This window comes from Streptomyces sp. NPDC015032, from assembly GCF_043080425.1.
In the GTDB taxonomy this organism is placed as follows: Bacteria; Actinomycetota; Actinomycetes; order Streptomycetales; family Streptomycetaceae; genus Streptomyces.
Map to the genome: position 1 here is coordinate 434,486 of NZ_JBIBVN010000002.1, position 24,987 is coordinate 459,472.

Annotated in this window: 20 protein-coding genes; 16 read left to right on the top strand and 4 right to left on the bottom strand. The window is 71.9% G+C overall.

Translation table 11 applies throughout. The features are described 5' to 3' along the window. The first annotated feature begins 18 nt into the window (after positions 1-18). Together ACF08M_RS04860 and ACF08M_RS04865 are read left to right on the top strand one after the other, a co-directional pair. Entirely contained in the window at positions 19-1,824 is a 1,806-nt protein-coding gene (locus ACF08M_RS04860; protein WP_392183792.1) for a phosphatidylglycerol lysyltransferase domain-containing protein, read from the top strand. Further along, on the top strand, positions 1,821-2,591 hold the full coding sequence (locus ACF08M_RS04865; protein WP_392183793.1) for a hypothetical protein: 771 nt from the start codon (positions 1,821-1,823) through the stop codon (positions 2,589-2,591). Before ACF08M_RS04860 ends, ACF08M_RS04865 begins: the two co-directional genes overlap by 4 nt. Here ACF08M_RS04865 and ACF08M_RS04870 read toward each other — a convergent pair. Beyond that, on the bottom strand, positions 2,498-3,259 hold the full coding sequence (locus ACF08M_RS04870) for a hypothetical protein (protein ID WP_392183794.1): 762 nt from the start codon (positions 3,257-3,259) through the stop codon (positions 2,498-2,500). The two genes, ACF08M_RS04865 and ACF08M_RS04870, sit on opposite strands and share 94 nt — an antisense overlap. 88 nt (positions 3,260-3,347) lie before the next feature. On the opposite strand from ACF08M_RS04870, the gene ACF08M_RS04875 reads away from it, so the two are divergent. Continuing rightward, positions 3,348-4,127 (top strand): adenosylcobinamide-GDP ribazoletransferase, encoded by a 780-nt coding sequence (locus tag ACF08M_RS04875; RefSeq protein ID WP_392183795.1) that lies wholly within the window; start codon positions 3,348-3,350, stop codon positions 4,125-4,127. Between the two features lie 83 nt (positions 4,128-4,210). Here the strand turns inward: ACF08M_RS04875 and ACF08M_RS04880 are convergent, their stop codons facing one another. Continuing rightward, the gene (locus tag ACF08M_RS04880; RefSeq protein WP_392183796.1) at positions 4,211-5,041 is read right to left on the bottom strand and encodes an endo alpha-1,4 polygalactosaminidase; all 831 of its coding nucleotides are present in this window, start codon (positions 5,039-5,041) and stop codon (positions 4,211-4,213) included. Positions 5,042-5,300: 259 nt separating this feature from the next. Here ACF08M_RS04880 and ACF08M_RS04885 point away from each other — a divergent pair, with 259 nt between their 5' ends. From ACF08M_RS04885 to ACF08M_RS04915, 7 genes are all read left to right on the top strand, one after another. Further along, complete coding sequence (locus tag ACF08M_RS04885) at positions 5,301-6,857, top strand: leucyl aminopeptidase (RefSeq protein ID WP_392183797.1); 1,557 nt, start codon at positions 5,301-5,303, stop codon at positions 6,855-6,857. Between the two features lie 326 nt (positions 6,858-7,183). Beyond that, positions 7,184-8,572: a dihydrolipoyl dehydrogenase gene (lpdA, locus tag ACF08M_RS04890; protein ID WP_392183798.1), complete on the top strand. Its 1,389-nt coding sequence runs from the start codon at positions 7,184-7,186 to the stop codon at positions 8,570-8,572. A gap of 60 nt (positions 8,573-8,632) precedes the next feature. After that, entirely contained in the window at positions 8,633-10,435 is a 1,803-nt protein-coding gene (gene sucB / locus ACF08M_RS04895) for a 2-oxoglutarate dehydrogenase, E2 component, dihydrolipoamide succinyltransferase (RefSeq protein ID WP_392183799.1), read from the top strand. 356 nt (positions 10,436-10,791) lie between these two features. Beyond that, positions 10,792-11,415: a GntR family transcriptional regulator gene (locus tag ACF08M_RS04900; protein WP_392183800.1), complete on the top strand. Its 624-nt coding sequence runs from the start codon at positions 10,792-10,794 to the stop codon at positions 11,413-11,415. A gap of 326 nt (positions 11,416-11,741) precedes the next feature. Beyond that, positions 11,742-14,411 (top strand): pyruvate dehydrogenase (acetyl-transferring), homodimeric type, encoded by a 2,670-nt coding sequence (gene aceE, locus ACF08M_RS04905; RefSeq protein ID WP_392183801.1) that lies wholly within the window; start codon positions 11,742-11,744, stop codon positions 14,409-14,411. Positions 14,412-14,548: 137 nt separating this feature from the next. Continuing rightward, a complete protein-coding gene (locus tag ACF08M_RS04910) occupies positions 14,549-15,520 on the top strand; it encodes a helix-turn-helix transcriptional regulator (protein ID WP_392183802.1) in 972 nt (323 codons plus the stop codon). Between the two features lie 61 nt (positions 15,521-15,581). Continuing rightward, positions 15,582-16,103, top strand: coding sequence for a DUF4240 domain-containing protein (locus ACF08M_RS04915; protein ID WP_392183983.1), 522 nt, complete (start codon positions 15,582-15,584; stop codon positions 16,101-16,103). Positions 16,104-16,372: 269 nt separating this feature from the next. On the opposite strand, the gene ACF08M_RS04920 is transcribed toward ACF08M_RS04915, so the two are convergent. Then, on the bottom strand, positions 16,373-16,900 hold the full coding sequence (locus ACF08M_RS04920; protein WP_392183803.1) for a GNAT family N-acetyltransferase: 528 nt from the start codon (positions 16,898-16,900) through the stop codon (positions 16,373-16,375). A 135-nt stretch (positions 16,901-17,035) separates the two neighbouring features. On the opposite strand from ACF08M_RS04920, the gene ACF08M_RS04925 reads away from it, so the two are divergent. Beyond that, positions 17,036-17,935 (top strand): TIGR01777 family oxidoreductase, encoded by a 900-nt coding sequence (locus ACF08M_RS04925; RefSeq protein WP_392183804.1) that lies wholly within the window; start codon positions 17,036-17,038, stop codon positions 17,933-17,935. 226 nt (positions 17,936-18,161) lie between these two features. Next, on the top strand, positions 18,162-19,472 hold the full coding sequence (locus tag ACF08M_RS04930; RefSeq protein ID WP_392183805.1) for an FAD-dependent oxidoreductase: 1,311 nt from the start codon (positions 18,162-18,164) through the stop codon (positions 19,470-19,472). 105 nt (positions 19,473-19,577) lie between these two features. On the opposite strand, the gene ACF08M_RS04935 is transcribed toward ACF08M_RS04930, so the two are convergent. After that, on the bottom strand, positions 19,578-21,392 hold the full coding sequence (locus ACF08M_RS04935; protein ID WP_392183806.1) for a regulator: 1,815 nt from the start codon (positions 21,390-21,392) through the stop codon (positions 19,578-19,580). A 266-nt stretch (positions 21,393-21,658) separates the two neighbouring features. Between ACF08M_RS04935 and lipB the strand changes: the two genes are divergently transcribed. The 4 genes from lipB (at position 21,659) to ACF08M_RS04955 (ending at position 24,837) form a co-directional block, all read left to right on the top strand. Beyond that, positions 21,659-22,471: a lipoyl(octanoyl) transferase LipB gene (gene lipB / locus ACF08M_RS04940; protein ID WP_392183807.1), complete on the top strand. Its 813-nt coding sequence runs from the start codon at positions 21,659-21,661 to the stop codon at positions 22,469-22,471. A 142-nt stretch (positions 22,472-22,613) separates the two neighbouring features. Then, the gene (gene lipA / locus ACF08M_RS04945) at positions 22,614-23,579 is read left to right on the top strand and encodes a lipoyl synthase (protein WP_392183808.1); all 966 of its coding nucleotides are present in this window, start codon (positions 22,614-22,616) and stop codon (positions 23,577-23,579) included. Positions 23,580-23,909: 330 nt separating this feature from the next. Continuing rightward, positions 23,910-24,110 carry a hypothetical protein gene (locus tag ACF08M_RS04950; RefSeq protein ID WP_383750415.1) on the top strand — a complete coding sequence of 67 codons (201 nt, stop codon included), beginning with the start codon at positions 23,910-23,912 and terminating at the stop codon, positions 24,108-24,110. Between the two features lie 19 nt (positions 24,111-24,129). Continuing rightward, complete coding sequence (locus tag ACF08M_RS04955; protein ID WP_392183809.1) at positions 24,130-24,837, top strand: DUF4191 domain-containing protein; 708 nt, start codon at positions 24,130-24,132, stop codon at positions 24,835-24,837. The last annotated feature ends 150 nt before the right edge of the window (positions 24,838-24,987 follow it).

Genomic DNA, 24,987 nt, shown 5'->3' on the forward strand with positions numbered 1-24,987 from the left:
ACCATATGATCGCTTTTCATGGGAGAGGTCCGATTGGCTACCGACGAAACCCGGCGGGACAGCACCCGGGCACCGAGCACGGTCCGGTCACGCCGCAGTGCCGCGTTCGCCATCTGGTATCTGCGCGTCGTGTCGTTCATCAATTTCCTGAGCGCCGTCTCGGTCAGCCTCGGCAATGATCTGCGCCGTCACAACACCGAGAACTACTTCACCCCGTACCTGCTCACCGCAGGCTTCTCCTCCGGGGTGGTCGCGCTCTTCCTCGCGATCACCATGCGCCGCCGCAAGCGGGCCGCCTGGATCGTGAACATGGTGGTGAGCAGTCTTCTGCTGCTCCTCTTCGCCCTGGTGATCCCGTTCCCGGAGGTCCGGCAGTATCCGCAGAACTGGATCTCGCTGGCGCTGACCGCCGCGTTCGTCCTGGCGCTCGCCCTCGGCCGGCGCGAGTTCTACGCGAAGGGCGACCGGTCCAACCCGAAGCTGGCCGCCGCCGTCGCGGCCGGCGGCCTGCTGGTCACCTCGCTGATCGCCGCGGGCCTGGTCGCCCTCACCAACACCGCGCACGACGGCTACCGCTCGTCCTTCCTGGACCGCTGGCGCTACGGCGCCCTGCGGCTGGTCTCGGTCGCCGCCAACGATGCCGATTTCCCCGGGATCACCACGCCCGGCTGGGTCAACGTCACGATCAACATCCTCTCCACCCTGCTGCTGATCGCCGTCGTCTACGCGGCGTTCCGGTCCCGCCGGGCCGTCGACCCGATCACCCCCGAGGACGAGGCCGGGCTGCGCGCGCTGCTCGACAAGCACGGTGACCGGGACTCGCTCGGCTACTTCGCGCTGCGCCGGGAGAAGAGCGTCGTCTGGTCACCGACCGGGAAGGCCGCCGTCGCCTACCGAGTGGTCGGCGGGGTCTCGCTCGCCTCCGGTGATCCCATCGGCGACCCGGAGGCCTGGCCGGGGGCGATCGAGCCATGGCTGGCCGAGGCCCGCGAACACGGCTGGATCCCGGCGGTGATGGGGGTGAGCGAAGAGGGCGGCACCATTTACGCGCGGCACGGCCTGGACGCCCTGGAGCTGGGCGACGAAGCGATCGTGGAGACCGCCGAGTTCACCCTCGAAGGACGGGCGATGCGGACCGTCCGCCAGGCGTACAACCGGGTCAGGCGCGCCGGGTACGAGGTGACCGTGCGCCGGCACGCCGACATCCCCGAAGACGAGATGGCCGAACTGGTGCGGCGCGCCGACGACTGGCGCGACGGGGCGACCGAGCGCGGCTTCTCCATGGCACTGGGCCGGCTCGGCGATCCGGCCGACGGACAGTGCGTGATGCTCGAATGCCGCAATGCACCCGCCGAAGAGGGCGGCGCGCCGGGCGAATTGCGCGCCGTACTGAGCTTTGTGCCGTGGGGGCCGAACGGCCTCTCGCTGGACCTGATGCGCCGCGACCGGGACTCCGAGAACGGCCTGATGGAGTTCATGGTCATCGAACTCCTGCAGCGCGCCGCGGAGATCGGGATCACCCAGGTCTCGCTGAACTTCGCGATGTTCCGGTCCGTCTTCGAGCGGGGTTCACGGCTCGGCGCCGGACCGGTGCTGAGGCTGTGGCGCTCCATGCTCAGCTTCTTCTCGCGCTGGTGGCAGATCGAGTCGCTCTACCGCGCCAACGCCAAGTACCGACCGATCTGGGAGCCACGCTTCCTGCTCTTCGAGAAGAGCTCCGACCTGCCGCGCATCGGCATCGCCGCGGGCCGTGCGGAAGGGTTCCTGGAGGCGCCCGGTCTGCCCAAGTGGCTGCACCGCTCGCACCTCGGGACCGGTGGATGAGACCCGTACGAGCGCTGCGCGGGGCAGCCCGCCGCGAATGGGGTCCGCTCCTTGCCACCGTACGCGCGGGGCTCACCGCCTCCCGGCTGCGGGCGATCTGGATGACGCTCGCCGCGGTCTGCCTGACGGCACTGCTCCACACGGTGCAGAACCAGTCGTGGGGCTTCGGTGCGGTGCATGCGCTCGGGACCGTACGGGTCGAGGACCCGTTATGGCAGGCCCTGCTGCGTACGCCGTTGTCGCTGTTCGTCCCGGCGCTGGACCTGCCGGTGCGGGGGGCGCTGGGGCAGATCCTGGTGGTGTTCGGAACCGCCGAGATCTGCCTGGGCCGCAGGCGCACACTCGCGATCGCGTACACCGCGACGCTGGCCGGGACGCTGTACGCGCGGATCGGCGTCGCGCTCGGCCCGGACGGGCTGTTCGGGCTGCCCGCCTCCGACGCCCGGATCGTGGACACCGGCCCGTCGGCGGCGGTGGTCGGTCTCGCCGTCTACGTGTGCTGCCTCTACCGGGCCTGGTTCACCGACGCACTGGTGATCGCGGCGATGGTGGTCGAGGTGGCCCTCAAGAACAATCTGGCCGGCAAGGAGCATCTGGCAGCGATCGCCGTGGTGCTCGTGCTGTGCGCGGTCACGGCGATCCGGCACCGGCGCCGGCATCCGCGCCGCCTGGATCAGGGTTTGCGTCCGGAGACCGGAGCCCGGTCCGGTGCCCCGCCGATCAGGTCCTCGAATCTGCGGCGCGGGCCCACCCAGCGCACATCGTGATGGTAGGCGCGCAGCACCGCCCGGGCACGGGCGCGGTGGCGGTTGCGGTAGAAGCGCCTCGCCCACATCGAGGTCGGCCGGGCCAGCCGGATCGCCCCGATCAGCGCGACGAACGGGACGAGGGTGCCGACGACCGCGAGCCGCGCCTTGCCCTTGAACAAGGAGATGAGCACGAAGCCGAAGTTGATGAGCAGGGTCAGGACGACCCCGGACCTGCTCTGCTGCTCGTCACTGCTCAGTTCGTTCACGCCGAGCGGTGAGAATCCGGCCAGGACCAGCAGCACCAGTGCCGCGGTGAGGACCACCGCCTCCACGCTCTGGCGGCCCTCCTCGGTCCAGTACACGTCGTCGAGGTGGAGGATCAGGGCGAACTCGTCCAGCACCAGCCCCGCGCCCATGCCGAAGATCACCGCGCAGATCCCGGCGGTCACCCCATGGCGTCCGCTGGCGACCGCCCCGAAGCCGCCGACGACGCTCAGCACCACACCGGGCACCACGTGGTGAACATGGACTCCGCCGGGCGTGATGTTGCGGAACGGCCCCTTCCCCGCCCTGATCATCCGGGTGATGAACCGGGTGACGGCAAAGGTGAGCACGAAGGCGGCCAGGGCGAGGAGCAGCGGCAGCTTTCCCGGCTCGACGATGTTCTGATCGAACCAGTGACCCATGCCACCCACCCCCGATAAGCCGCTTTTGCTGCGTTCTGTCGTGTTATGACCAATCTATCGGTCCGTCACAGCGATTAGCCTGCGCGCCGTGACCTCCCTGAACAGCCACGGCCTGCGCTTCGCCTTCGGCACCCTGACCGTGCTTCCCGTCCGCGTCACCCGCTGGGACCGCGGCACCGCCCGCACCGGGATGATGTGGGCGCCGCTCGCCGGTCTCGTCGTGGGGCTCCTCGCGGCGGTGCCCGGCGGCCTGTTGCTGCTGCTCGGTTCCGGTCCGCTGCTCGCCGCGGTCGCCTCCGCCGCCGTGCCCGCGGTGCTGACCCGGGGACTGCACCTGGACGGCCTCGCGGACACCGCCGACGGCCTGGGCAGCGGCAAACCCGCCGACGACGCCCTGCGGATCATGAAGCGGTCGGACATCGGGCCGTTCGGCGTGATCACCCTGCTGTTCGTGCTGCTGGCCCAGGTCGCGGTCCTCGACCAGTTGTACGGGCAGAGCTGGGCGCGCGGCGCGGTGGCGGCGGCCGTCGCCGCGGTCACCGCCCGGCTGGCGCTCACCCTGGCCTCCCGGCAGGGCGTACCGGCGGCCCGCCCGGAAGGGCTGGGCGCGGCGGTGGCGGGGACGGTCACGGTCCGGGCCGCGGTGGCGGTCGGGGCCGCCGTGGTCGCGGCCTGCGCGGGTGCCGGGGCGCTCCTCGGCGGGTACGGGGCGCTGCACCACGCCCTCGCCGCCCTCGCCGCGCTCGGGGCCGCCCAGCTCCTGCTGCGGCACTGCGTGCGGCGCTTCGGCGGGGTGACCGGCGATGTCTTCGGCGCGCTGGCGGAGACGGCGGCGACAGCGGTCCTGGTGGTGCTGGCGCTCGGTTAGGGCCTTTCGTTTGGATCAGGCCGGGCTCGCGGGGCCTGATCCAAACGAAAGGCCCCAGGTCCTGCCCGACCGGCCGTACGGTTCTAGGTACGCGGCGCGGGGCACGCCTGACGCCACACACCCAGTTCGTACTTCTTCCGCAGCGAGCTGAGCCCCAGCCGCTCCGACGCGGCACAGAACCGGTCGACCGGCAGCTCGTACTCCACATGGAAGACGGCCTTGCCCGCCTTCACGAACGGTGTGAGGGCCTCGCACTCGTCGTACTGCGCGCACTGCTCATTGACCGCGAAGTCGAAGTCCGGCACCAGTTCCGGGATCTGGCCGAGGTCGTTCTTCAGGCCGACGGCGAGTCCGTGGCGGTGGGCGATACGGGCGATGAGCCGGTTGTAGCGCAACTGGTCGTCGGCGGTCAGCGGGAAGCCCGTGCGGTTGCGGTAGCCGTCCATGTTGTCGGGTTCCACCGCATCGAACCCCTTCTTCGCGCACATCTCGATCCGCGCCTCCATCAGCGGCTCCAGGACGTCCGTACGGCGGATGTCGAGCCACTGCTCGCCCTCCCAGCCGTTGCCCTTGCCCCGTACCGAGGCGGGGAACTTCCCGGCGTCCGGGCGGAATTCCTCCCAGGCGCCGGTGGAGAGGTAGCAGATCACCTTGCGGCCCCGGCGGTGCAGATCGGCGACGGCCGACGCCTTGTGGTCGAAGCCGTCGATGTCGTAGACCGGGACGTCCACCGTGGGGTCCAGCCGTCCGGAGAGCTGCCACTGCCAGCCGATGCCCGGCTCCGGCCGCCAGCGGCCCTCCGGGGCCTTCTCCGGCGCCGAGGTGCAGCCGGTCAGCAGGGCCAGCAGCATCAGTACGGTGGCCGGCAGCGCCGGTCCCGGTCGCGTCACGTGTGCAGCCTCACGGGCGCGCATGGTTCTCCCCCTGTAGATCCGGTATCGGCAACGACCCTACTTCCACGGTCCGTTCCAGCCGCACGGGCCCGGATCCCGCTGCCCGGAACCACCGCCGGGACGCCACGACAGGCCATCGACGGCCCGCCGCCGTGATCCCGCGGCAACGGCGCGCGTAGGCTCATTCCCGGCACATTGCGGCGGCGTCTACGATGCGCCGGGCACGGTCGGCCCACCCCTCGACCGACAACGAACTCAACGGAAGCGAGATTTCACCACCGTGACTGCTCTCACTCTCAGCACTGCCGGTGCGGTGACGCTGCGCGCCGACGCACTCGTCGTCGGCGTCGCCAAGGGCGCTGGATCCAAGTCCGGGGACCTGGTCCTCGCACCGGGCGCCGAGGCCGTGGACAAGGCGTTCGACGGAAAGCTCGCCACCGTCCTGCGGGCCCTGGGCGCCGCGGGTGCCGAGGGCGAGGTGACCAAGCTCCCCGCGCCCGACGGCCTCAAGGTCCCGGTCGTCATCGCGGTCGGCCTCGGCTCCGTCCCGAAGAAGGACGAGGCGTACGACGCCGAGGCGCTGCGCCGGGCCGCGGGCGCGGCCGCCCGCGCCCTCGCCGGTTCGAAGAAGGCCGGCTTCGCGCTGCCCATCGCCTCCGCCGAGGACGCCGGGGCGGTCTCCGAGGGCGCGCTCCTCGGCGCGTACGCCTTCACCGCGTACCAGGGCGGCGAGAACAAGCTGGCGCCCAAGAACAAGAAGAACGGCAACGGCCCGAAGGCGCCGCTCGGCGAGGTCGCCCTGCTCGGCGCCAAGCCGCGCGACAAGGCGTTCAAGGCGGCCGCCGACCGTGCCCTCGCGGTCGTCGAGGAGATCAACCGCGCCCGCGACCTGATCAACACCCCGCCGAACGACCTGTACCCCGAGTCCTTCGCCGCCGTGGCCACCGCCGCGGGCAAGGAGCACGGCATCAAGGTGCAGGTCCTCGACGAGAAGGCACTCGTCAAGGGCGGCTTCGGCGGCCTGCTGGGCGTCGGGCAGGGCTCGGCCCACGGCCCGCGCCTGGTCAAGCTCGCCTACACGCACCCGAAGGCGGAGAAGACCCTGGCCCTGGTCGGCAAGGGCATCACCTACGACTCGGGCGGCATCTCGCTGAAGCCGGCCGGCCACAACGAGACGATGAAGTGCGACATGAGCGGCGCCGCCGCCGTGTTCGCGAGCGTCGTCGCGGCCGCCCGTCTGGGTCTTAAGGTCAATGTCACCGGCTGGCTGGCGCTCGCCGAGAACATGCCGTCGGGCAACGCCACCCGCCCCGGTGACGTGCTGCGCATGTACAGCGGCAAGACCGTCGAGGTCCTGAACACGGACGCCGAGGGCCGGCTCGTCCTCGCCGACGCGCTGACCCGCGCCTCGGAGGAGAACCCGGACGCGATCGTCGACGTGGCGACCCTGACCGGCGCCATGGTGCTGGCGCTGGGCAACCGCACCTTCGGCATCATGGCGAACGACGACGCCTTCCGCACCTCCGTCCACGAGATCGCCGAGGAGGTCGGCGAGGCCTCCTGGCCGATGCCGCTCCCCGCCGACCTGCGCAAGGGCATGGACTCCCCGACCGCCGACATCGCCAACATGGGCGAGCGGATGGGCGGCGGCCTGGTGGCCGGTCTGTTCCTGCAGGAGTTCGTGGGCGAGGGCATCGCCTGGGCGCACCTGGACATCGCGGGCCCGGCCTTCCACGAGGGCGCGCCGTACGGCTACACGCCGAAGGGCGGCACCGGTTCCGCGGTCCGCACGCTGGTGAGGCTGGCGGAGCGCACCGCGGCCGGGGACCTCGGCTGAGGCCACGGCTGACCTACGGCCCCGGGCATACGTCCGGGGCCGTAGGCGTTCCTCCCGTGGCATCGCGGCACGGATCCGACCGGTTTCGCTCTCAACGAAATCCGTTGGCCTCTACGCAGCGGTAACCACCTGAGACGGATGATCGTCCGTCTCAGACCCGGGCCCCGCGTCCCGCCCGCCGTCAACAAGTGCGAAGATGGGTTCTCGGCAGGACAGGGCCCCCACCACAGGGCCGAATAACAAAAGCGGCCGAACACCAGCCGACCGGCCGGTCATCCCCCAGCGACGGGGCCCGGCGTACGGCGCACATGCATGGAGGACGTGACGTGGCGAACGACGCCAGCACCGTTTTCGACCTAGTGATCCTCGGCGGTGGTAGCGGCGGTTACGCCGCGGCCCTGCGCGGAGCGCAGCTGGGCCTGGACGTCGCTCTGATCGAGAAGGGCAAGGTCGGCGGCACCTGCCTGCACAACGGCTGCATCCCCACGAAGGCCCTGCTGCACGCCGGCGAGATCGCCGACCAGGCGCGCGAGGCCGACCAGTTCGGTGTCAAGGCCACCTTCGAGGGCATCGACATCAAGGCCGTCCACAAGTACAAGGACGACGTGATCTCGGGCCTGTACAAGGGTCTGCAGGGTCTCATCGCCTCGCGCAAGGTCACCTACATCGAGGGTGAGGGCCGGCTCTCCTCCCCCACCTCGGTGGATGTGAACGGCCAGCGCGTCCAGGGCCGCCACGTGCTGCTCGCGACCGGCTCCGTGCCGAAGTCGCTGCCGGGCCTGGAGATCGACGGCAACCGCATCATCTCCTCGGACCACGCGCTGAAGCTCGACCGCGTCCCGAAGTCCGCGATCGTGCTGGGCGGCGGCGTCATCGGCGTCGAGTTCGCCTCGGCGTGGACCTCCTTCGGCACCGACGTCACGGTCATCGAGGGCCTGAAGCACCTCGTCCCGGTCGAGGACGAGAACAGCTCGAAGCTTCTTGAGCGCGCCTTCCGCAAGCGCGGCATCAAGTTCAACCTCGGTACGTTCTTCCAGAGCGCCGAGTACACGCAGGACGGCGTCCGCGTGACCCTCGCCGACGGCAAGACCTTCGAGGCGGAGGTGCTGCTGGTCGCCATCGGCCGCGGCCCGGTCTCGCAGGGCCTGGGCTACGAGGAGGCCGGCGTCGCGATGGACCGCGGCTACGTCCTGGTCGACGAGTACATGCAGACCAACGTGCCCACCATCTCGGCCGTGGGTGACCTGGCCCCGACGCTCCAGCTCGCGCACGTCGGCTTCGCCGAGGGCATCCTGGTAGCGGAGCGGCTGGCCGGTCTGAAGACCGTTCCGATCGATTACGACGGTGTCCCGCGGGTGACGTACTGCCACCCCGAGGTCGCCTCCGTGGGCATCACCGAGGCCAAGGCCAAGGAGCTCTACGGCGCGGACAAGGTCGTCGCCCTGAAGTACAACCTCGCGGGCAACGGCAAGAGCAAGATCCTCAAGACCGCGGGCGAGATCAAGCTCGTCCAGGTCAAGGACGGTGCCGTGGTCGGCGTCCACATGGTCGGTGACCGTATGGGCGAGCAGGTCGGCGAAGCCCAGCTGATCTACAACTGGGAGGCGCTGCCCGCCGAGGTCGCGCAGCTGATCCACGCCCACCCGACGCAGAACGAGGCGATGGGCGAGGCTCACCTGGCCCTGGCCGGCAAGCCTCTGCACTCCCACGACTGACCAGTCGACCGGGCGCGACGACCGACCACTTCCGCACTTTCGTAAGGAGCAACTGAAACCATGTCGGTTTCCGTAACCCTTCCGGCGCTCGGCGAGAGCGTCACCGAGGGCACTGTCACCCGCTGGCTAAAGGCCGAGGGCGAGCGCGTCGAGGCCGACGAGCCGCTGCTCGAGGTGTCGACCGACAAGGTCGACACCGAGATCCCGGCCCCCGCGGCCGGCATCCTCGCCGCCATCAAGGTCGCCGAGGACGAGACCGTCGAGGTCGGCGCCGAGCTGGCCGTCATCGACGACGGCACGGGTGCGCCCGTCGCCGCCGCGGCTCCGGCCGCCGAGCCCGCAGCCGCCCCTGCCCCGGCGCCGGTCGCCGAGGCCCCGGCCGCCGCACCGGTCGCCGCCCCGGCCCCCGTGGCCGAGGCTCCGGCCGCCGCACCGGCCGGTGGCGCCGCCGGTACCGACGTCACCCTCCCGGCGCTCGGCGAGAGCGTCACCGAGGGCACCGTCACCCGCTGGCTGAAGGAGGTCGGCGAGGAGGTCACGGAGGACGAGCCCCTCCTGGAGGTCTCCACGGACAAGGTCGACACCGAGATCCCGGCCCCGGTTTCCGGTGTGCTGCTGGAGATCGTCGTCGCCGAGGACGAGACCGCCGAGGTCGGCGCCAAGCTCGCCGTCATCGGTGCCCCGGGTGCCGCTCCGGCGGCTGCCCCGGCTCCGGCCGCGCCGGCACCCGCCGCCGCCGCTCCGGCTCCGGTCACCCCGGCCGCCCCGGCACCCGTAGCCGCTCCGGCCGCCCCGGCACCGGCACCGGCCCCGGTGGCACCCGCCGCCCCGGTCGCCGTTCCCGCCCCGGCCGCTCCGGCGCCCGTCGCCGCCCCGGCTCCGGTCACCCCGGCCGCCCCGGCCGCGGCCTCCATTGACGACGGCGCGTACGTCACGCCGCTCGTCCGCAAGCTCGCCTCCGAGAGCGGAGTCGACCTGGGCGCGGTCAAGGGCACCGGCGTCGGCGGCCGTATCCGCAAGCAGGACGTCGTCGCCGCCGCGGAGGCCGCCAAGGCCGCCGCTGCCGCTCCGGCCCCCGTCGCCGCTGCGACTGCCGGCGGCCCTGCGGCCTCGAAGGCGCCGAAGCTGGAGGTGTCCCCGCTGCGCGGTCAGACGGTCAAGATGACCCGCATGCGCAAGGTCATCGGCGACAACATGATGAAGGCGCTGCACTCGCAGGCCCAGCTGACCTCGGTCGTCGAGGTCGACATCACCAAGCTGATGAAGCTGCGCAACCAGGCGAAGGCCGCGTTCGCCGCCCGCGAGGGCGTCAAGCTGTCCCCGATGCCGTTCTTCGTGAAGGCGGCGGCCCAGGCGCTGAAGGCCCACCCGGTCATCAACGCCCGGATCAACGAGGACGAGGGCACCATCACGTACTTCGACTCGGAGAACATCGGCATCGCCGTGGACGCCGAGAAGGGTCTGATGACCCCGGTCATCAAGGGTGCGGGCGACCTGAACATCGCCGGCATCTCGAAGAAGACCGCCGAGCTGGCCGGCAAGGCCCGCGGTGGCGGCCTGACGCCGGACGACATGTCCGGTGCCACCTTCACCATCAGCAACACCGGCTCGCGCGGTGCGCTGTTCGACACCGTCATCGTGCCGCCGAACCAGGCAGCCATCCTGGGCATCGGTGCCACGGTCCGCCGCCCGGTGGTCATCGACCACCCGGACCTCGGCGAGACGATCGTGGTGCGCGACATGACGTACCTCTCGCTCTCCTACGACCACCGTCTGGTGGACGGCGCGGACGCCGCCCGCTACCTGACCGCGGTCAAGGCGATCCTGGAGGCCGGCGAGTTCGAGGTCGAGCTCGGTCTCTGAGCACCACGGTTGTAACCAGCCTCACCGGCGGCGCCCCCGTCCGGATCCCTTCCGGACGGGGGCGCCGCCGTATTGTCCCCTTGGACAGGGCTGTCCCGTAATCTCTGGTGGGTCAGCGCGCGGCCTCGGACGCGGTGTACCGCAAGGCGGAGGGACGTCCGCATACTGGATGCATTCGGACGTTCCGGCAACGCGGCGAGAATGGGGCCTCCCCTGCTCCAGCGCAGCCGAGAGCGTGGGGAGGCAGTTGTCGTCGTGCGCCCGTCAGGGATGACGGGACAGCCCTTGGACACCACCGGTCGCCCCGGCAGCCGTGATGGCGCAGACAGCACCGGTTTGCCCCGAAGGAGCCCCTCATGACCCCGCCCGTCGTCCACTCGCTGCGCGAACAGATCCGCGAGCACATCGTGGACGGGATCGTCAGCGGGCGCTGGAAGCCGGGCGAACGCATCGTGGAACGCCGGATCGCCACCGAGCTGGAGGTCAGTCAGACGCCCGTGCGCGAGGCGCTGCGGGAGCTGGAGACGCTGCGGCTGATCGAGTCGGCGCCCAACAAGGGCGTACGGGTCCGCAACCTCACCGCGGCCGATCTGGAGGAGAGCTATCCGGTGCGGGCCGGTCTGGAGCAGATCGCCGCGGAACTGGCGGCCGGGGCGCTCGGCGAGGACTGCTCGCGCCTCGCGCCGCACGTGGCGGCGCTCTACGAGGCGGACCGGCTGGCCGACGGCGAGGCGCAGGTGCGGCACACGGTCGCGTTCCACCGCGAGATGGTGCGGGCCGCCGGGAACGCCGTACTGCTGCACACCTGGGAGGGGCTGGGCATCGAGGTGTTCACCGCCCTGTCCATCCGGTGGCTGGGCACGGTGCAGAAGTCGTACGCGGAGGAGCACGAGGCGCTCATCGAGGCGTTCCTGCGGAAGGACCCGGACATCGGAGCGCTGGTCAAGGCACATGTGCTCGGCTGCGCGCCGCGCGCCTGAGAGCCTGTCGGGTGACCTCTGAGGAAGGCACGCGCCACCGGCCGCGGAGCGTACGTTCCTGGCGTCCGAGGGGTGTGGGCATCTGTCTCCGGGGGTGCTCGTCCGTGCAGGTGGACGCCCCTTTTGCACCCTAAATCCCGTCACTCCGTGCCCGGTTTCGCGGCACCGAATGCCACTTTCTCCATATCGAGAAGTTTTGCCATTCATCCTTTGATCGATCATCGATCGGCACCTTAGAGTTCACTACGCGGGCCCACCGGCCCCATCGCCCTGTCCTGCCAGCCAGGGCCTTTCTCCACCCCCCTCCACTCCGGAAGGCGGCGATCATGACCGACCCCGTAGGAAAGCTTCCGAGCGAGCTCGACCAGCTCCCGGACCGTGACCCCGAGGAGACCGCCGAATGGGCGGCCTCCCTGGATGCCGTCACCAAGGCCGCGGGCCCGCACCGCGCCGCGTACCTGATGCGCCGCTCGCTCCAGCACGCCGAGGGCGCCGGTCTCGCGCTGCCCAAGCTGCTGGAGACCGATTACGTCAACTCCATCCCGACCGCCGCCGAGCCCGTGTTCGACGGCGACCTGGAAATGGAGTCCCGGATCACCGCCTGGAACCGCTGGAACGCGGCCGCGATGGTCACCCGCGGCTCCCGGCTCGGCGTCGGCGGCCACATCGCCACCTTCGCCTCGGCGGCCTGGCTGTACGAGACCGGCTTCAACCACTTCTTCCGCGGCAAGGAGGGGGACGGCTCCGGCGACCAGCTCTACATCCAGGGCCACGCCTCCCCCGGCATCTACGCCCGCGCCTTCCTCGACGGGCGGCTCAGTGAGCAGCAGCTCGACAACTTCCGCCAGGAGGCGGGCGGCGACGGTCTGCCGTCCTACCCGCACCCGCGGCGGCTGCCCTGGCTGTGGGAGTTCCCCACCGTGTCGATGGGTCTCGGCCCGCTCTCGGCGATCTACCAGGCGCGCTTCAACCGCTACCTGACCAACCGCAACATCAAGGACACGTCGAACTCGCACGTCTGGGCCTTCCTCGGCGACGGCGAGATGGACGAGCCCGAGGCGACCGCGGCCCTCGCCCTCGCGGCGCGTGAGCGGCTCGACAACCTGACCTTCGTCATCAACTGCAACCTGCAGCGCCTCGACGGCCCGGTCCGCGCCAACTTCCGCGTGGTCCAGGAGCTGGAGGGTGCGTTCCGCGGCGCCGGCTGGAACGTCGTCAAGACGCTCTGGGGCACCGCCTGGGACGAGCTGTTCCAGCTGGACACCACCGGTGCGCTGGTCCGCCGGCTCCGGGAGGTCCCGGACGCGCAGTTCCAGACGTACGCCACCCGCGACGTCGCGTACATCCGCGAGCACTTCTTCGGCGCCGAGCCCGCGCTCGCCGAGCTGGCGAAGCTGCTCACCGACGCGAAGATCGCCGAATGCTTCCACACCTCGCGCGGCGGCCACGAGGCCCGCAAGGTGTACGCGGCGTACAAGGCCGCTCTCGAACACAAGGGCGCGCCGACCGTGATCCTCGCCCAGACGGTGAAGGGCTACACGCTCGGTCCCGGCTTCGAGTCGCGCAACGCCAACCACCAGATGAAGAAGCTCTCCGGCAAGGAGTTCCGCGCCATGCGGGACCTGCTGGAGCTGCCGATCCCGGACTCGAAGCTCGACGACGGCCTGGTGCCCTACGGCCACCCGGGCGCCGACTCCCCCGAGGTCCGCTACCTCCAGGAGCGCCGCGCCGCCCTCGGCGGTCCCGCCCCGGCCCGCCGGGTCCACGCGGTGGCGCTGCCCGAGCCCGACGAGCGTGCGTTCGCCGCGCTGAAGAAGGGCTCCGGCAAGCAGGAGCTGGCCACCACGATGGCGTTCGTGCGCCTGGCCAAGGACCTGATGCGGGACAAGGAGACCGGCAGGCGCTGGGTTCCGATCGTTCCCGACGAGGCGCGCACCTTCGGCATGGAGGCACTGTTCCCGTCGGCCGGCATCTACTCGCCGCTGGGGCAGACGTACGACCCGGTCGACCGCGACCAGCTGATGTACTACAAGGAAGCCACGGACGGCCAGGTCCTCAACGAGGGCATCACCGAGGCCGGCGCGCTGGCCGACTTCATCGCCGCGTCCACGTCGTACGCGACGCACGGCGAGCCGATGATCCCCTTCTACATCTTCTACTCGATGTTCGGCTGGCAGCGTACGGGCGACCAGTTCTGGCAGCTCGGCGACCAGCTCGGCCGCGGCTTCGTGGTCGGCGCCACGGCGGGCCGTACGACGCTGACGGGCGAGGGCCTCCAGCACGCGGACGGCCACTCCCATCTGCTCGCCTCCACGAACCCGGCCGCGCTCAACTACGACCCGGCGTTCGCGTACGAGATCGCGGTGATCGTCAAGGACGGTCTGCGCCGGATGTACGGCCCCGAGGCCGAGGACGTCTTCTACTACCTGACGGTCTACAACGAGCCGAAGCCGCAGCCCGCGATGCCGGAAGGCGTCGAGGAGGGCATCGTCAAGGGCCTCTACCGTTTCAAGGAGGGCACGCCCGCGACGGCGGACGCCCCGCGCGTCCAGCTGCTGGCCTCCGGCACGGCGATCCACTGGATCCTGGAGGCGCAGGAGCTGCTGGCCGCGGACTGGGGCATCACGGCCGACGTCTGGTCCGCCACCTCGTGGGGCGAGCTGCGCCGTGAGGCGCTGGAGTGCGACGAGGCGCTGCTCCGCGGTGAGCAGCGGGTGCCGTACGTGACCCAGGCGCTGGAGGGCGCACCGGGTCCGGTCCTCGCGGTCAGCGACTGGATGCGGCAGGTCCCGGACCAGATCAGCCAGTGGGTGGAGCAGGACTGGTCCTCGCTCGGTACGGACGGCTTCGGGCTCTCCGACACCCGCGACGCGGCCCGCCGCCACTTCGGCGTCGACGCCCAGTCGATCACGGTCGCGGCCCTGGCCCAGCTGGCCCGCCGCGGCGAGGTGACCTCGTCCGCGGTCAAGGACGCCCGGGAGCGGTACGGGCTGTGACGTGAGGAGGCGGCCGGGTGCGCCCGGCCGCCGATCCGCCGGGCGGACCCGAGAACCGGGCCCGCCCGGCGACCGCGGCATCCTCCGGGCCGCCCCGCGGGGGAGGACGGCACGTGACTCGCGGCCACAATGGCCGTATGCGCGCTGCCCGTCTCATCAAAATGGTGCTGCTCCTGCAGTCCCGCCCCGCCATGACCGCCGCCGAGCTCGCCCAGGAGCTGGGGGTGTCCGAGCGGACCGTCACCCGGGACGCCCAGGCGCTCTCCGAAGCGGGTGTCCCGGTGTACGCGGACCGGGGCCGGGCCGGGGGCTACCGGCTGGTCGGCGGGTATCGCACGCGCCTCACCGGGCTCGCCCGCAACGAGGCCGAGGCGCTCTTCCTCTCCGGACTGCCGTCCGCCCTGCGCGAGATGGGCCTGGAGGACGCCGCGTCCGCGGCCCGGCTCAAGGTGTCGGCGGCGCTGCTCCCCTCCCTGCGGGACGCCTCGGCCAGTGCCGGCCGGCGCTTCCACCTGGACGCTCCCGGCTGGTACCAGGAGCCCGTCACCCCCGAGCTGCTGCCCGCCGTCGCGGAGGCGGTCTGGGACGACCGGATCGTCCACGCCCGCTACCGTCGCAGCGGCCGGGACGGCGAGGTGGAGCGGGAGCTGGCCCCGTACGGGCTCGTCCTGAAGGCCGGGGTCTGGTATCTCTGCGCCCGGGTGGCGGAGAACTTCCGGGTGTACCGGATCGACCGGTTCTCGGCCGTCGCGGTGTCGGACGAGCGGTTCGCGCGCGACGAGGCGTTCGACCTGCCGGGGTTCTGGGACGAGCGGGCCGCGCAGTTCGCCCGCTCGCTCCTGCGTACCGAGGTGACGGTACGGGTGTCGGCGGAGGGTGTACGCCGACTGCCGTACGCGATGGACCGTTCGGCGGTCCACGACGCGCTGGAAGCGGCGGGACCGGCCGATACGCAGGGGCGGCTCACGGTCACTCTGCCGGTCGAGTCCCTCGATATCGCGTACGGCCAACTACTGATGCTGGGGCCGGAGTTGGAAGTCCTCGAACCGGCCGCGCTGCGGGCCCGTTTCGCCGCCGCCGCCGAACGTCTGCGCGACCTCTATCGCTGAGGGTTTCTTTTCCCCGCGTCCGCGTGCGTCGCCCGATGCCGGGGCCGATGCTTGACCCGTGATGGACGAGACGGAGTTCTGGGAGATCGTCGACAGCACCCGCGAGGCCGCCGAGGGCGACCCCGAGGACCAGGCCGACCTGCTGGTCGAACGGCTGGTACGGCTCGATCCCGAAGCCGTGCTGGATTTCGCCAGGCACTTCGAGGCCCGTTACAACCGCGCGTACCGCTGGGAGCTGTGGGGCGCCGCCGCCGTGCTGCTCGACGGCGCGGGCGACGACGCCTTCGACTTCTTCCGCTGCTGGCTGATCGGGCAGGGCCGGGAGGTCTTCGAGGGCGCACTGCACGATCCGGACAGCCTCGCCGACCTCCTCGACGACTTCGACGCGGAGGCCGACGGGGAGGCCGAGGATCTCGGCTACGCCGCCGACGAGGCGTACGAGCAGCTCACCGGCGTGGTCGCCCCGGACCTCGGCCTGCCGCCCCAGCCCACGGAGCCGGTGGGCACCCCTTTCCGGCTTGACGACGACGGGGTCCTGGCGGCGCGCTACCCCGCGCTCTGGGAGCGGTTCGGGGCCGGCTGAGCCCGCCCGGGCCCCCGCCGCCCCGCCGCCCCGCCGTCGCAAGGGCTGAGGGCCTGTCGGGTGACCTTCGGTCGGGTAGCGGGCGCGGTCTGGTGCGTGCGATTCCAAGGCGCCGGGATGTCCTTGGATGGGGTCTCCCCTGCTCGAACAAAGCCGAGAGCTTGGGGAAGGAGCTACTTGGACATCTCGGCAACGCGGGAAGCGTGCGTGCCAGGGCGTGGCCGCCCGATCAGAGGTCACCCGACAGGCTCTGAGCGGGACCCAGGCGGTCACGGGGCGAGCGAGCGGCCCATCATGACGTCGTCGACGTAACGCCCGCCGAGGAAGAACTCACCGGGCAGCACACCCTCGACGACGAACCCCTCCGACTCGTAGAGGGCCCGCGCGGGTGCGTTGTGCCCGAGCACCCGGAGCGTCATCCGGTTCGCCCCGTCGCTCCGCGCGGCCACGAACGCGGCCCGCAGCAGGTGTCTGGCGACGCCGCGGCCGCGCGCCCAGTCGGCCACGGCGAGGCCCTGTATCTGCCGGACATGGACGTTGCAGGCCAGCGGGGTCGGCGGGACCAGCCTGAGGTACCCGGCGAGGCACACCTCTCCGGGCGCCCTCTCCCCCTCGGCCACGAGGAGGTCCTCGGGCTTGTGACGGTCGTCGAAGAACGGGGCGTACGGCGGCTGCGGCTTCGGTGTGACCGCGTGCAGCGTCGACCAGGTGGAACGGTCGAGTTCACCGAGAGCGGCTTCGTCGGCGAGAACCGCGGGACGTATGGGGCGGACCGGACTGGTGTGGATCTCGGGCATGCGCGCCACTGTGCCACGGCTCCCCCTCGCCGGTCAGCCCCGTTTCTTCGCCGCCCGGAGCGGATCGCGACGCGCGAGGGGCCGTCCGGCACGGCGGGCGGGGCGCGCCCGGGGCCCCTGCGGCAGGATGGCCCCATGTCACACACCCGTATCGCTGTCACCGGAGCATCCGGACTCATCGGCGCGGCGCTGGTGCGCTCGCTGCGGGCCGACGGGCACGAGGTCGTACGCCTGGTGCGGCACCCGGCGCGGGCCGGCGACGAGGTGGAGTGGGACCCCGGGCGCCGGTACGTCGATGTCGCGGGCCTGGTGGGCTGCGATGCCGTCGTCCATCTCGCCGGGGCCGGCGTCGGCGACCACCGCTGGACACCGGCGTACAAGCGGGAGATCCGGGACAGCCGGGTACTCGGGACGACGGCGATCGCCGAGGCCGTCGCCTCGCTGGACGTACCACCGAAGGTGCTGCTGTCCGGATCGGCCATCGGCTACTACGGCGACACCGGGGACCGCGCGGTCGACGAGAGCGCCCCGGCCGGCGAGGGCTTCCTGCCGTCCGTGTGCGTGGAGTGGGAGGCGGCCACGGCCGCCGCCCAGGAGGCGGGCGTACGGACGGTGCACGCGCGCACCGGTCTGGTGGTCGCGCGGGAGGGCGGGGCCTGGGGCCGGCTCTTCCCGCTGTTCCGCGCGGGGCTCGGCGGGCGGCTGGGCAACGGACGCCAGTACTGGAGTTTCATCGCACTGCACGACGAGGTCGCGGCCCTGCGCCACATCCTCGACACCGAGGCCCTGTCGGGTCCGGTGAACCTGACCGGCCCCGACCCCGTCACCAATGGCGAGGTGACGGCCGCGATGGGACGGGTGCTGCGCCGCCCCACGCTCTTCACCGCGCCGGCACCGGCCCTGCGGGTCGCCCTCGGGGACTTCGCCGCGGACGTGCTCGGCAGCCAGCGGGTGCTGCCGGGCCGGCTGCTGGACTCGGGCTTCATGTTCGCCTTCCCGGGGATCGACTCGGCCATCCGCGCGGCGCTGCGCTGAGCGCACGGACTACGTGCCGGCGGACGCCGGAGCCCGTCCTGCCGGGCCCCGGCCCCCGCGTCCGCCGCGGATTCGGACGGACGTGCGACCCCGTGCAACGGTGCCCCCGGTGCGCGCGACTGCGCCCGCACCGGGCACCCTCCTAGCCTCCTTGCGAACTCGGGCATTCCGGGGGCCAGGCGGGGGCAAGAGCCTCCCAGCAGTTGCGCCGACTCGGGGAGGGCACGTGCTCAGCTCGGCACACCACGCGGACGTCGTCATCATCGGGGCCGGGATCGCCGGCCTGTCAGCCGCTCACCTGCTGACCAGCGCAGGGGTGAGTGTCAGCGTCCTGGAGGCCGCCCCCCGGATCGGCGGCCGGATGACCACCGCCGAAACGGACGGCTTCCTGCTCGACCGCACCGGCCCCCTGCTCAGCACCTCGTATCCGGAACTCCGCCTGATGCCCGCCCTCGAAGGGCTCGTCCTGTGCACCTTCGCACCGGGGGTGCTCGTCCACAGCGCGGGCCGTCAGTACCGGACCGGCGATGTACGGGGCGCGCGGGGCGCATTCAAGGCAGCGCGCGCCCTGGCAAGCGCCCTCCGGCCGCCGATGGGCGGGCCGATCGACCAGGCCCGGCTGGGCGCCGCCCTGGCCCGGCTCGCCGCCACCCCGGCCGCCCGTGTCCTGGCCCGGCCCGAACAGACCGCGCTCGCCGCCCTGTCCCACCGCGGCCTGCCCTCCCGTACGGTCGACGGCTTCCTGCGTCCGCTGCTCACCGCACTGCTCAGCGACCCGGAACTCACCACATCCAGCCGGTGCGCCGATCTCGCGCTGCGCGACTACGCGCGCGGCAGGATCTGCGTGCCCGCGGGCGGTTCGGGGAGGCTGCCCGAACTGCTCGCGGCCGCGCTGCCGCCCGGCACCGTACGGACGGGCGTGCATGTCACGGCTGCCGACATCACCTCGGTCCGCACGAAGGAGCACGGCGAACTGGGCTGCCGTTCCCTGCTGTTGGCGACCGGCGCGGGCGCCGCCGCCGGACTGCTGCCCGGCCTGCGCACCCCGTCCTTCCACCCCGTGACGGTCCTTCACCACACCGCCCCCGCTCCCCCGCCGACCGGCGCCTCGCTGTTGCTGGACGCCGACCGCTCGGGCCCCGTCGCCCACACCGCGGTGATGAGCGCGGTCGACCCGTCGCGCGCCCCGCACGGCCGGACCCTGATCAGCTCGACGGTGCTCGGCACCCCGCCGCCCGGCCTGGACCGCGCGGTCCGCACCCATCTCGCCGCCCTGTACGGGACCCCCACCGACGACTGGGAGCTGCTGGCCTCCCACCACGATCCCGAGGCGGTCCCGGCGATGCCCGCCCCGCACGATCTGCGCCGCCCCGTCCGGCTGCTCGCCGGCCTGTACGTGTGCGGCGACCACCGCGACACGAGCACGGTCCAGGGCGCCCTGTTCTCGGGCCGCCGCGCGGCCGAGGCGATCCTCACCGACCTGGGCGTACGGCCGGGATACGGGAACGGGACGGCGGCACTGCCCGAAGCGGCGTAGAGCCCGTGCGCCCGGGCGGCGGACGGCCGGGCGCACATCGCCCGTCGATACGGACAGGGCGGCCCGTGCACCTGGGCGGCGGGCCCGGAGCGTGCGGGCGCGGGCTCACCCCAGCGCGGCGACCCGTTCGCGGTACCCCCGCACCGCGGCCGCCTCGCGGTACGGCTCCAGGCGGCGCTCGAAGTCCTGTACGTACTCCGTCGCGCGCACCGAACGCATCTCGGTCGCCTGCTGCGCCGCCTCGGCACCGAGCAGGCACGCCTGGTCGAGCTCGCCGAGCCCGAGCCGCGCGCAGGCCAGCACCACCCGGCAGAACAGCCTGCTGCGGGCGTACGCCGGGGCGCGCAGCTGGAGGGAGCGCTCCGCGTGCTGCGCCGCGGCCTTGTACTGCTGCAGATCCCGGTGACAGTGCCCGAACTCGTCGGCGAGCTGGGCCTCGTCGAAGTGACGCGCCCAGTGCGGCGCCTCGTCCCCGTGCCGGGCGATCTCCAGCGCGCGTTCCGCCCGTGCCAGCGAGGCGGTGCAGTGCCTGGCCTCGCCGAGCACCCCGTGACCGCGTGCCTCGACGGCGTGCAGCAGGGCCTGGACGACGGGCGGCGCCGACGAACCGATGCCCTGCTGGGCGACTCGGGCCAGTTGCACGGCCTCCCTGCCGTGTCCCAGGTAGACCGCCTGCCGGCTCATGGTGATCAGGACGTAGCTGCCGTACGCACGGTCCCCGGCGGCCTGGGCGAGCCGCAGCGCCTGGACGAAGTACCGCTGGGCGAGCCCGTGGGCCGCGATGTCGTACGAGGTCCAGCCCGCCAGCCGGGTCAGATCGGCGGCGGCGGAGAAGAGCCTGCGCCCGGTCGCCTCGCCGTACGTCCCGCGCAGCATCGGCTCCGTCTCGTGCTCCAGATACCGGACGAGGGCCTGCCGGGCGTGGCCGCCGCCGTAGGCGTTGTCGAGGGTGCGGAAGAGTTCACCGACCGAGCGCAGGGCGGCGACGTCTCCCAGGCCGACCCGCTGGCCGGAGCCCCGGTCGGACTGCCGCTGCCGGGGGACCCCGGGGGCCGCCGGCAGCCCTGCCGCCAGGGCGGCGGGAGCGGCCGGGGGCGCGGGGGTCCCGGAAGGTGCGGGCGGTCCGGAGGGCCGGGACGGGACCGGTCCCCGGACCCCGCTCCGGCCGGCCGCACCGGCCGCGCCCGTACCGCTGTGGCCGCTGCCACCGCGCCGCTGCGCGCCGGGTAACCCCTGCGACGCGATCCCCCGCGCCCCGCCGGGCCCGCCGGGCCACGCCGGACCACCGGCCCCGGCGGCCCCCGCCGTTCCCGTACCCCCGAAGGCTCCCGGGGCCCCCGCGGCCTCACCGCCCCCGGCAGGCCTGCCGAACCCTCCGGCCGCACGCGCGCCACCGGTCACCTGGGCGCCGCCGGCCGCGCGGCTCGCGGCGGCCCCGCCCGGCGCCGATGGCGCGGACTCGGTTCCCCGTCCCACCCACTCGTCGGCCCGGCCGATCAGCCAGTCCCGGCTGGGGACGACGAGCCCGGCCGGGGTGAAGGCGATCTTGCGGAGCTCCGCAGGGCTGCCCGAGTCCTTCCGCCACAGCCCGCTGACGATGTCGACCGCCTCGGCCGGCGTGGCCGCGAACTCCAGTCCCGCGTAGACGGGGGCGCACGCGTCGAGGCCCAGATCCTGCGCGGACAGGCGGCGTCCGAGCCGCCGGGTGAAGACCTCGGCGATCAGCGCGGGGGTGGTCCCGCGCGGCTGTTGGCCACGTAACCAGCGGGTCACGGACGTCTTGTCGTACCGCAGATCGAGGCCGTGCTCAAGACCGAGTTGATCCACTCTGCGGGCGAGGCCGGCGTTGGAGAATCCGGCCTCGGAGATGAGCGAGGCGAGTCGGCGGTTGGGGGTGCGCTGCGGAGGTCGTTCCGACATCAGCTGTACGGTCTCCTGACCTTCGGGGCCTTGGGGGGCAGCCCTAATGGAACGGCGCGAATTTAGCGGCCTCTGCCGTGGCCACAGCCACCTTCACCCCGCTTTCATCCGATCGTGTGAGGATTGGGGGCGGCGCTGACGGGAACAACCTGCCGGGCCGCCGCCCGGGGGCCGGCCGTACAGTGGCCCGGGGCGTGATTCAGTGCATGGTGGCGTGGCTCCGGGCACCCCCGGCCCCCGGCACCGCGAGTAGGGAGGCATCTGTCGTGACCGAGCTCCGGTTCGTCCGGCTGGGATTCGGCGAGGAAGCCGTCGACTACCAGGAGGCCTGGCAGAAGCAGCGCGAGGTGCACGCGGCCAGATTCGAGGACGCCGTCCCGGACACCTGCCTGCTGCTGGAACACCCGCCCGTCTATACGGCGGGGCGGCGCACGACCGACAGCGAGCGCCCGCTGGACGGCACCCCGGTCATCGACGTGGACCGCGGCGGCAAGATCACCTGGCACGGCCCGGGGCAACTGGTCGGCTATCCGATCCAGAAGCTGCCCAGGCCGGTGGATGTCGTCGCGCACGTCCGCCGCCTGGAGGACGCGCTGATCCGTACCGCCGCCGAATTCGGCCTGGAGACCTCCCGGGTCGAGGGCCGCAGCGGGGTCTGGGTGCTCGGCGACCCGGTCGAGGACCGGCCCTCGCCCGGCGGCCTCTCGCTCGACTTCGACCCGCGGCTGCAGGACGAGGAGTTCGACCCCCGGCTGAACGGCCCCGAGTACGCCCCGTCCAACGCCGGCCAGCGCCGCGAGGACCGCAAGCTGGCCGCGATCGGCATCCGGGTGGCCAAGGGCGTGACCATGCACGGTTTCGCGCTCAACGTGAACCCGGACAACACCTGGTTCGACCGCATCGTGCCGTGCGGCATCCGGGACGCGGGGGTCACATCGCTCGCGTACGAACTGGGCCGCGACATCACCATCGCCGATGTGCTCCCGGTGGCCGAGAAGCACCTCAAGGACATCCTGGAGAACGCGGCACTCGCCCCGCGCGTCATCGAGCGCCCGGCGGATGCACCGGCCACGGCATGACGGCCCGGATGCCCGGCGGGGAATAGCCCCTGCCGGCCACAGGTTGGCCGCACGTAAAGCCGTTTGAACTACGGGCGTACCCTGGTGTTCGCCGAAGAATCCAATGCAGTGAAAGCAAGTGAAAGCAAAGGGGAGTGCCGGAGTGTCCGCTGTCGCACCCGACGGGCGCAAGATGCTGCGCCTTGAGGTCCGGAACAGCCAGACCCCCATCGAGCGCAAGCCCGAGTGGATCAAGACCCGGGCGAAGATGGGTCCCGAGTACAACCAGCTGCAGAAACTCGTGAAGAGCGAGGGCCTGCACACGGTGTGCCAGGAAGCAGGCTGCCCCAACATCTTCGAGTGCTGGGAGGACCGCGAGGCCACGTTCCTCGTCGGCGGCGACCAGTGCACCCGGCGCTGCGACTTCTGCCTGATCGACACGGGCAAGCCGCAGGCGCTGGACCGGGACGAGCCTCGCAGGGTCGGCGAGTCCGTCGTCACGATGGACCTGAACTACGCCACCATCACCGGCGTCGCACGCGACGACCTGGAGGACGGCGGTGCCTGGCTGTACGCGGAGACCGTGCGCCAGATCCACGCGCTGACCGCGGAGCGGGAGGCCGGCCGCACCAAGGTCGAGCTGCTGATCCCCGACTTCAACGCGGTGCCCGAGCAGCTCGCCGAGGTCTTCTCCACGCGCCCCGAGGTGCTGGCGCACAACGTCGAGACGGTGCCGCGGATCTTCAAGCGGATCCGCCCCGGCTTCCGTTACGAGCGTTCCCTGGAAGTCATCACGCGGTCCCGCGAGGCCGGTCTGGTGACCAAGTCCAACCTGATCCTCGGCATGGGCGAGACCCGCGAGGAAATCAGCGAGGCGCTCCGGGATCTGCACAGCGCGGGTTGCGAGCTCATCACGATCACGCAGTACCTGCGGCCGTCCGCGCGTCACCACCCGATCGAGCGCTGGGTGAAGCCGCAGGAGTTCGTGGAGCTGAAGGAGGAGGCCGAGGAGATCGGCTACTCCGGCGTGATGTCCGGGCCGCTGGTCCGTTCCTCCTACCGCGCGGGACGTCTTTTCCAGCAGGCGGTCGAGCGCCGTGGTGCCGTCGCGGCGACACCCGCCGTGTGAATCCGAGCACAAGAAGCTACCGAGCGGTAATAGCCGATCCGACGCGGCCCCTACGCTCCCCGCAGGTCGGGGGCGCGTATGGGCCGCTTCGGCGTGCGCTCCACCCGGATCAAGGTTTCATTGGTGTTTGACCGACCGGTCATGCGCTGGTAACACCGAGCAATGACGCTGGGTACTCACGGCGCAGCGGCTCTCCGGGCCGCTGCCGCCGCCGCTTCTCGCACCCGGCGCACGCCGCCCACTCCGCGCAACGCAGTCCCGGGCAGACCGGCCCGGGCAGCTGAGTCCACGCCACTCAGTCCGCACTTCCGCTCCGAGGAGATTTCCACGATGCAGGCCGTGCCGGTACGCGCCACCGCCATCCCTTCCGTCACCCATGCTCTCCGTGCCGTCGAGTCGCTGTTGCTGAGCAGCGGCCAGCGCACCGCCCGCCGCAACGCCTGGACGGCCGTCCTGGAGGACCGGCGCCGGGCCAAGGACCGGGTCGAGGCCGAGTACGTACTGGAGGCCGCGGCCGACCGCCGTTCTTGAGCCACGTAAACTTCAGTGCATGGCGAGGAAGGCAAAAACTGAAGGCGCGGACAGCGCCGAGAACGCGGGGCGGCTCAAGCAGATCGCCCTGACCTACAAGATGACCAGACGGACCGACCCCAAGATCGGTCTTTTCGTCGCGGGTGTGGGAATCGTCACCTTCGGTGTCCTTCTCGCGGTCGGTTTCCTGATCGACCACCCGATCTATCTGGGCATCCTCGGCTTCGTGCTGGCCCTCCTCGCGATGGCGATCTTCTTCGGACGGCGTGCCGAACGCGCGGCATTCGGGCAGATGGAGGGACAGCCCGGCGCCGCGGCGGCGGTGCTGGACCGAGTGGGCCGCGGCTGGACCACGACGCCCGCGGTCGCGATGAACCGCAGCCAGGACGTCGTCCACCGTGCCGTGGGCAAGGCGGGCATCGTGCTGGTCGGCGAGGGCAACCCGAACCGGGTGAAGATGCTGCTCGCGGCCGAGAAGAAGAAGATGGCGCGCATCCTGGTCGACGTACCGGTGCACGACATCATCGTCGGCAACGACGAGGGCCAGGTGCCGCTCAAGAAGGTGCGCACCAAGATGCTGAAGCTGCCGCGCGTCCTGACCGGCCCGCAGGTGACGGCCGCCAACGACCGGCTGCGCGCGATGGGCGACCTGATGAGCAACATGCCGCTGCCGAAGGGTCCGATGCCCAAGGGCATGCGGATGCCGCGCGGCGGAAAGATGCGCTGACGCTTCCGCCGAGCGCACGTACGACGCACGAGGAGGGGGGGGGGGGGGGCCCCGGGGGGGGGGGCCCCCCCCCCCCCCCCGGCCGGTACACGGGGCCCCCCCACCCACCGCCCCCCCCCCCCCCGGCGGGGGACCCCCCGAACCGACCAA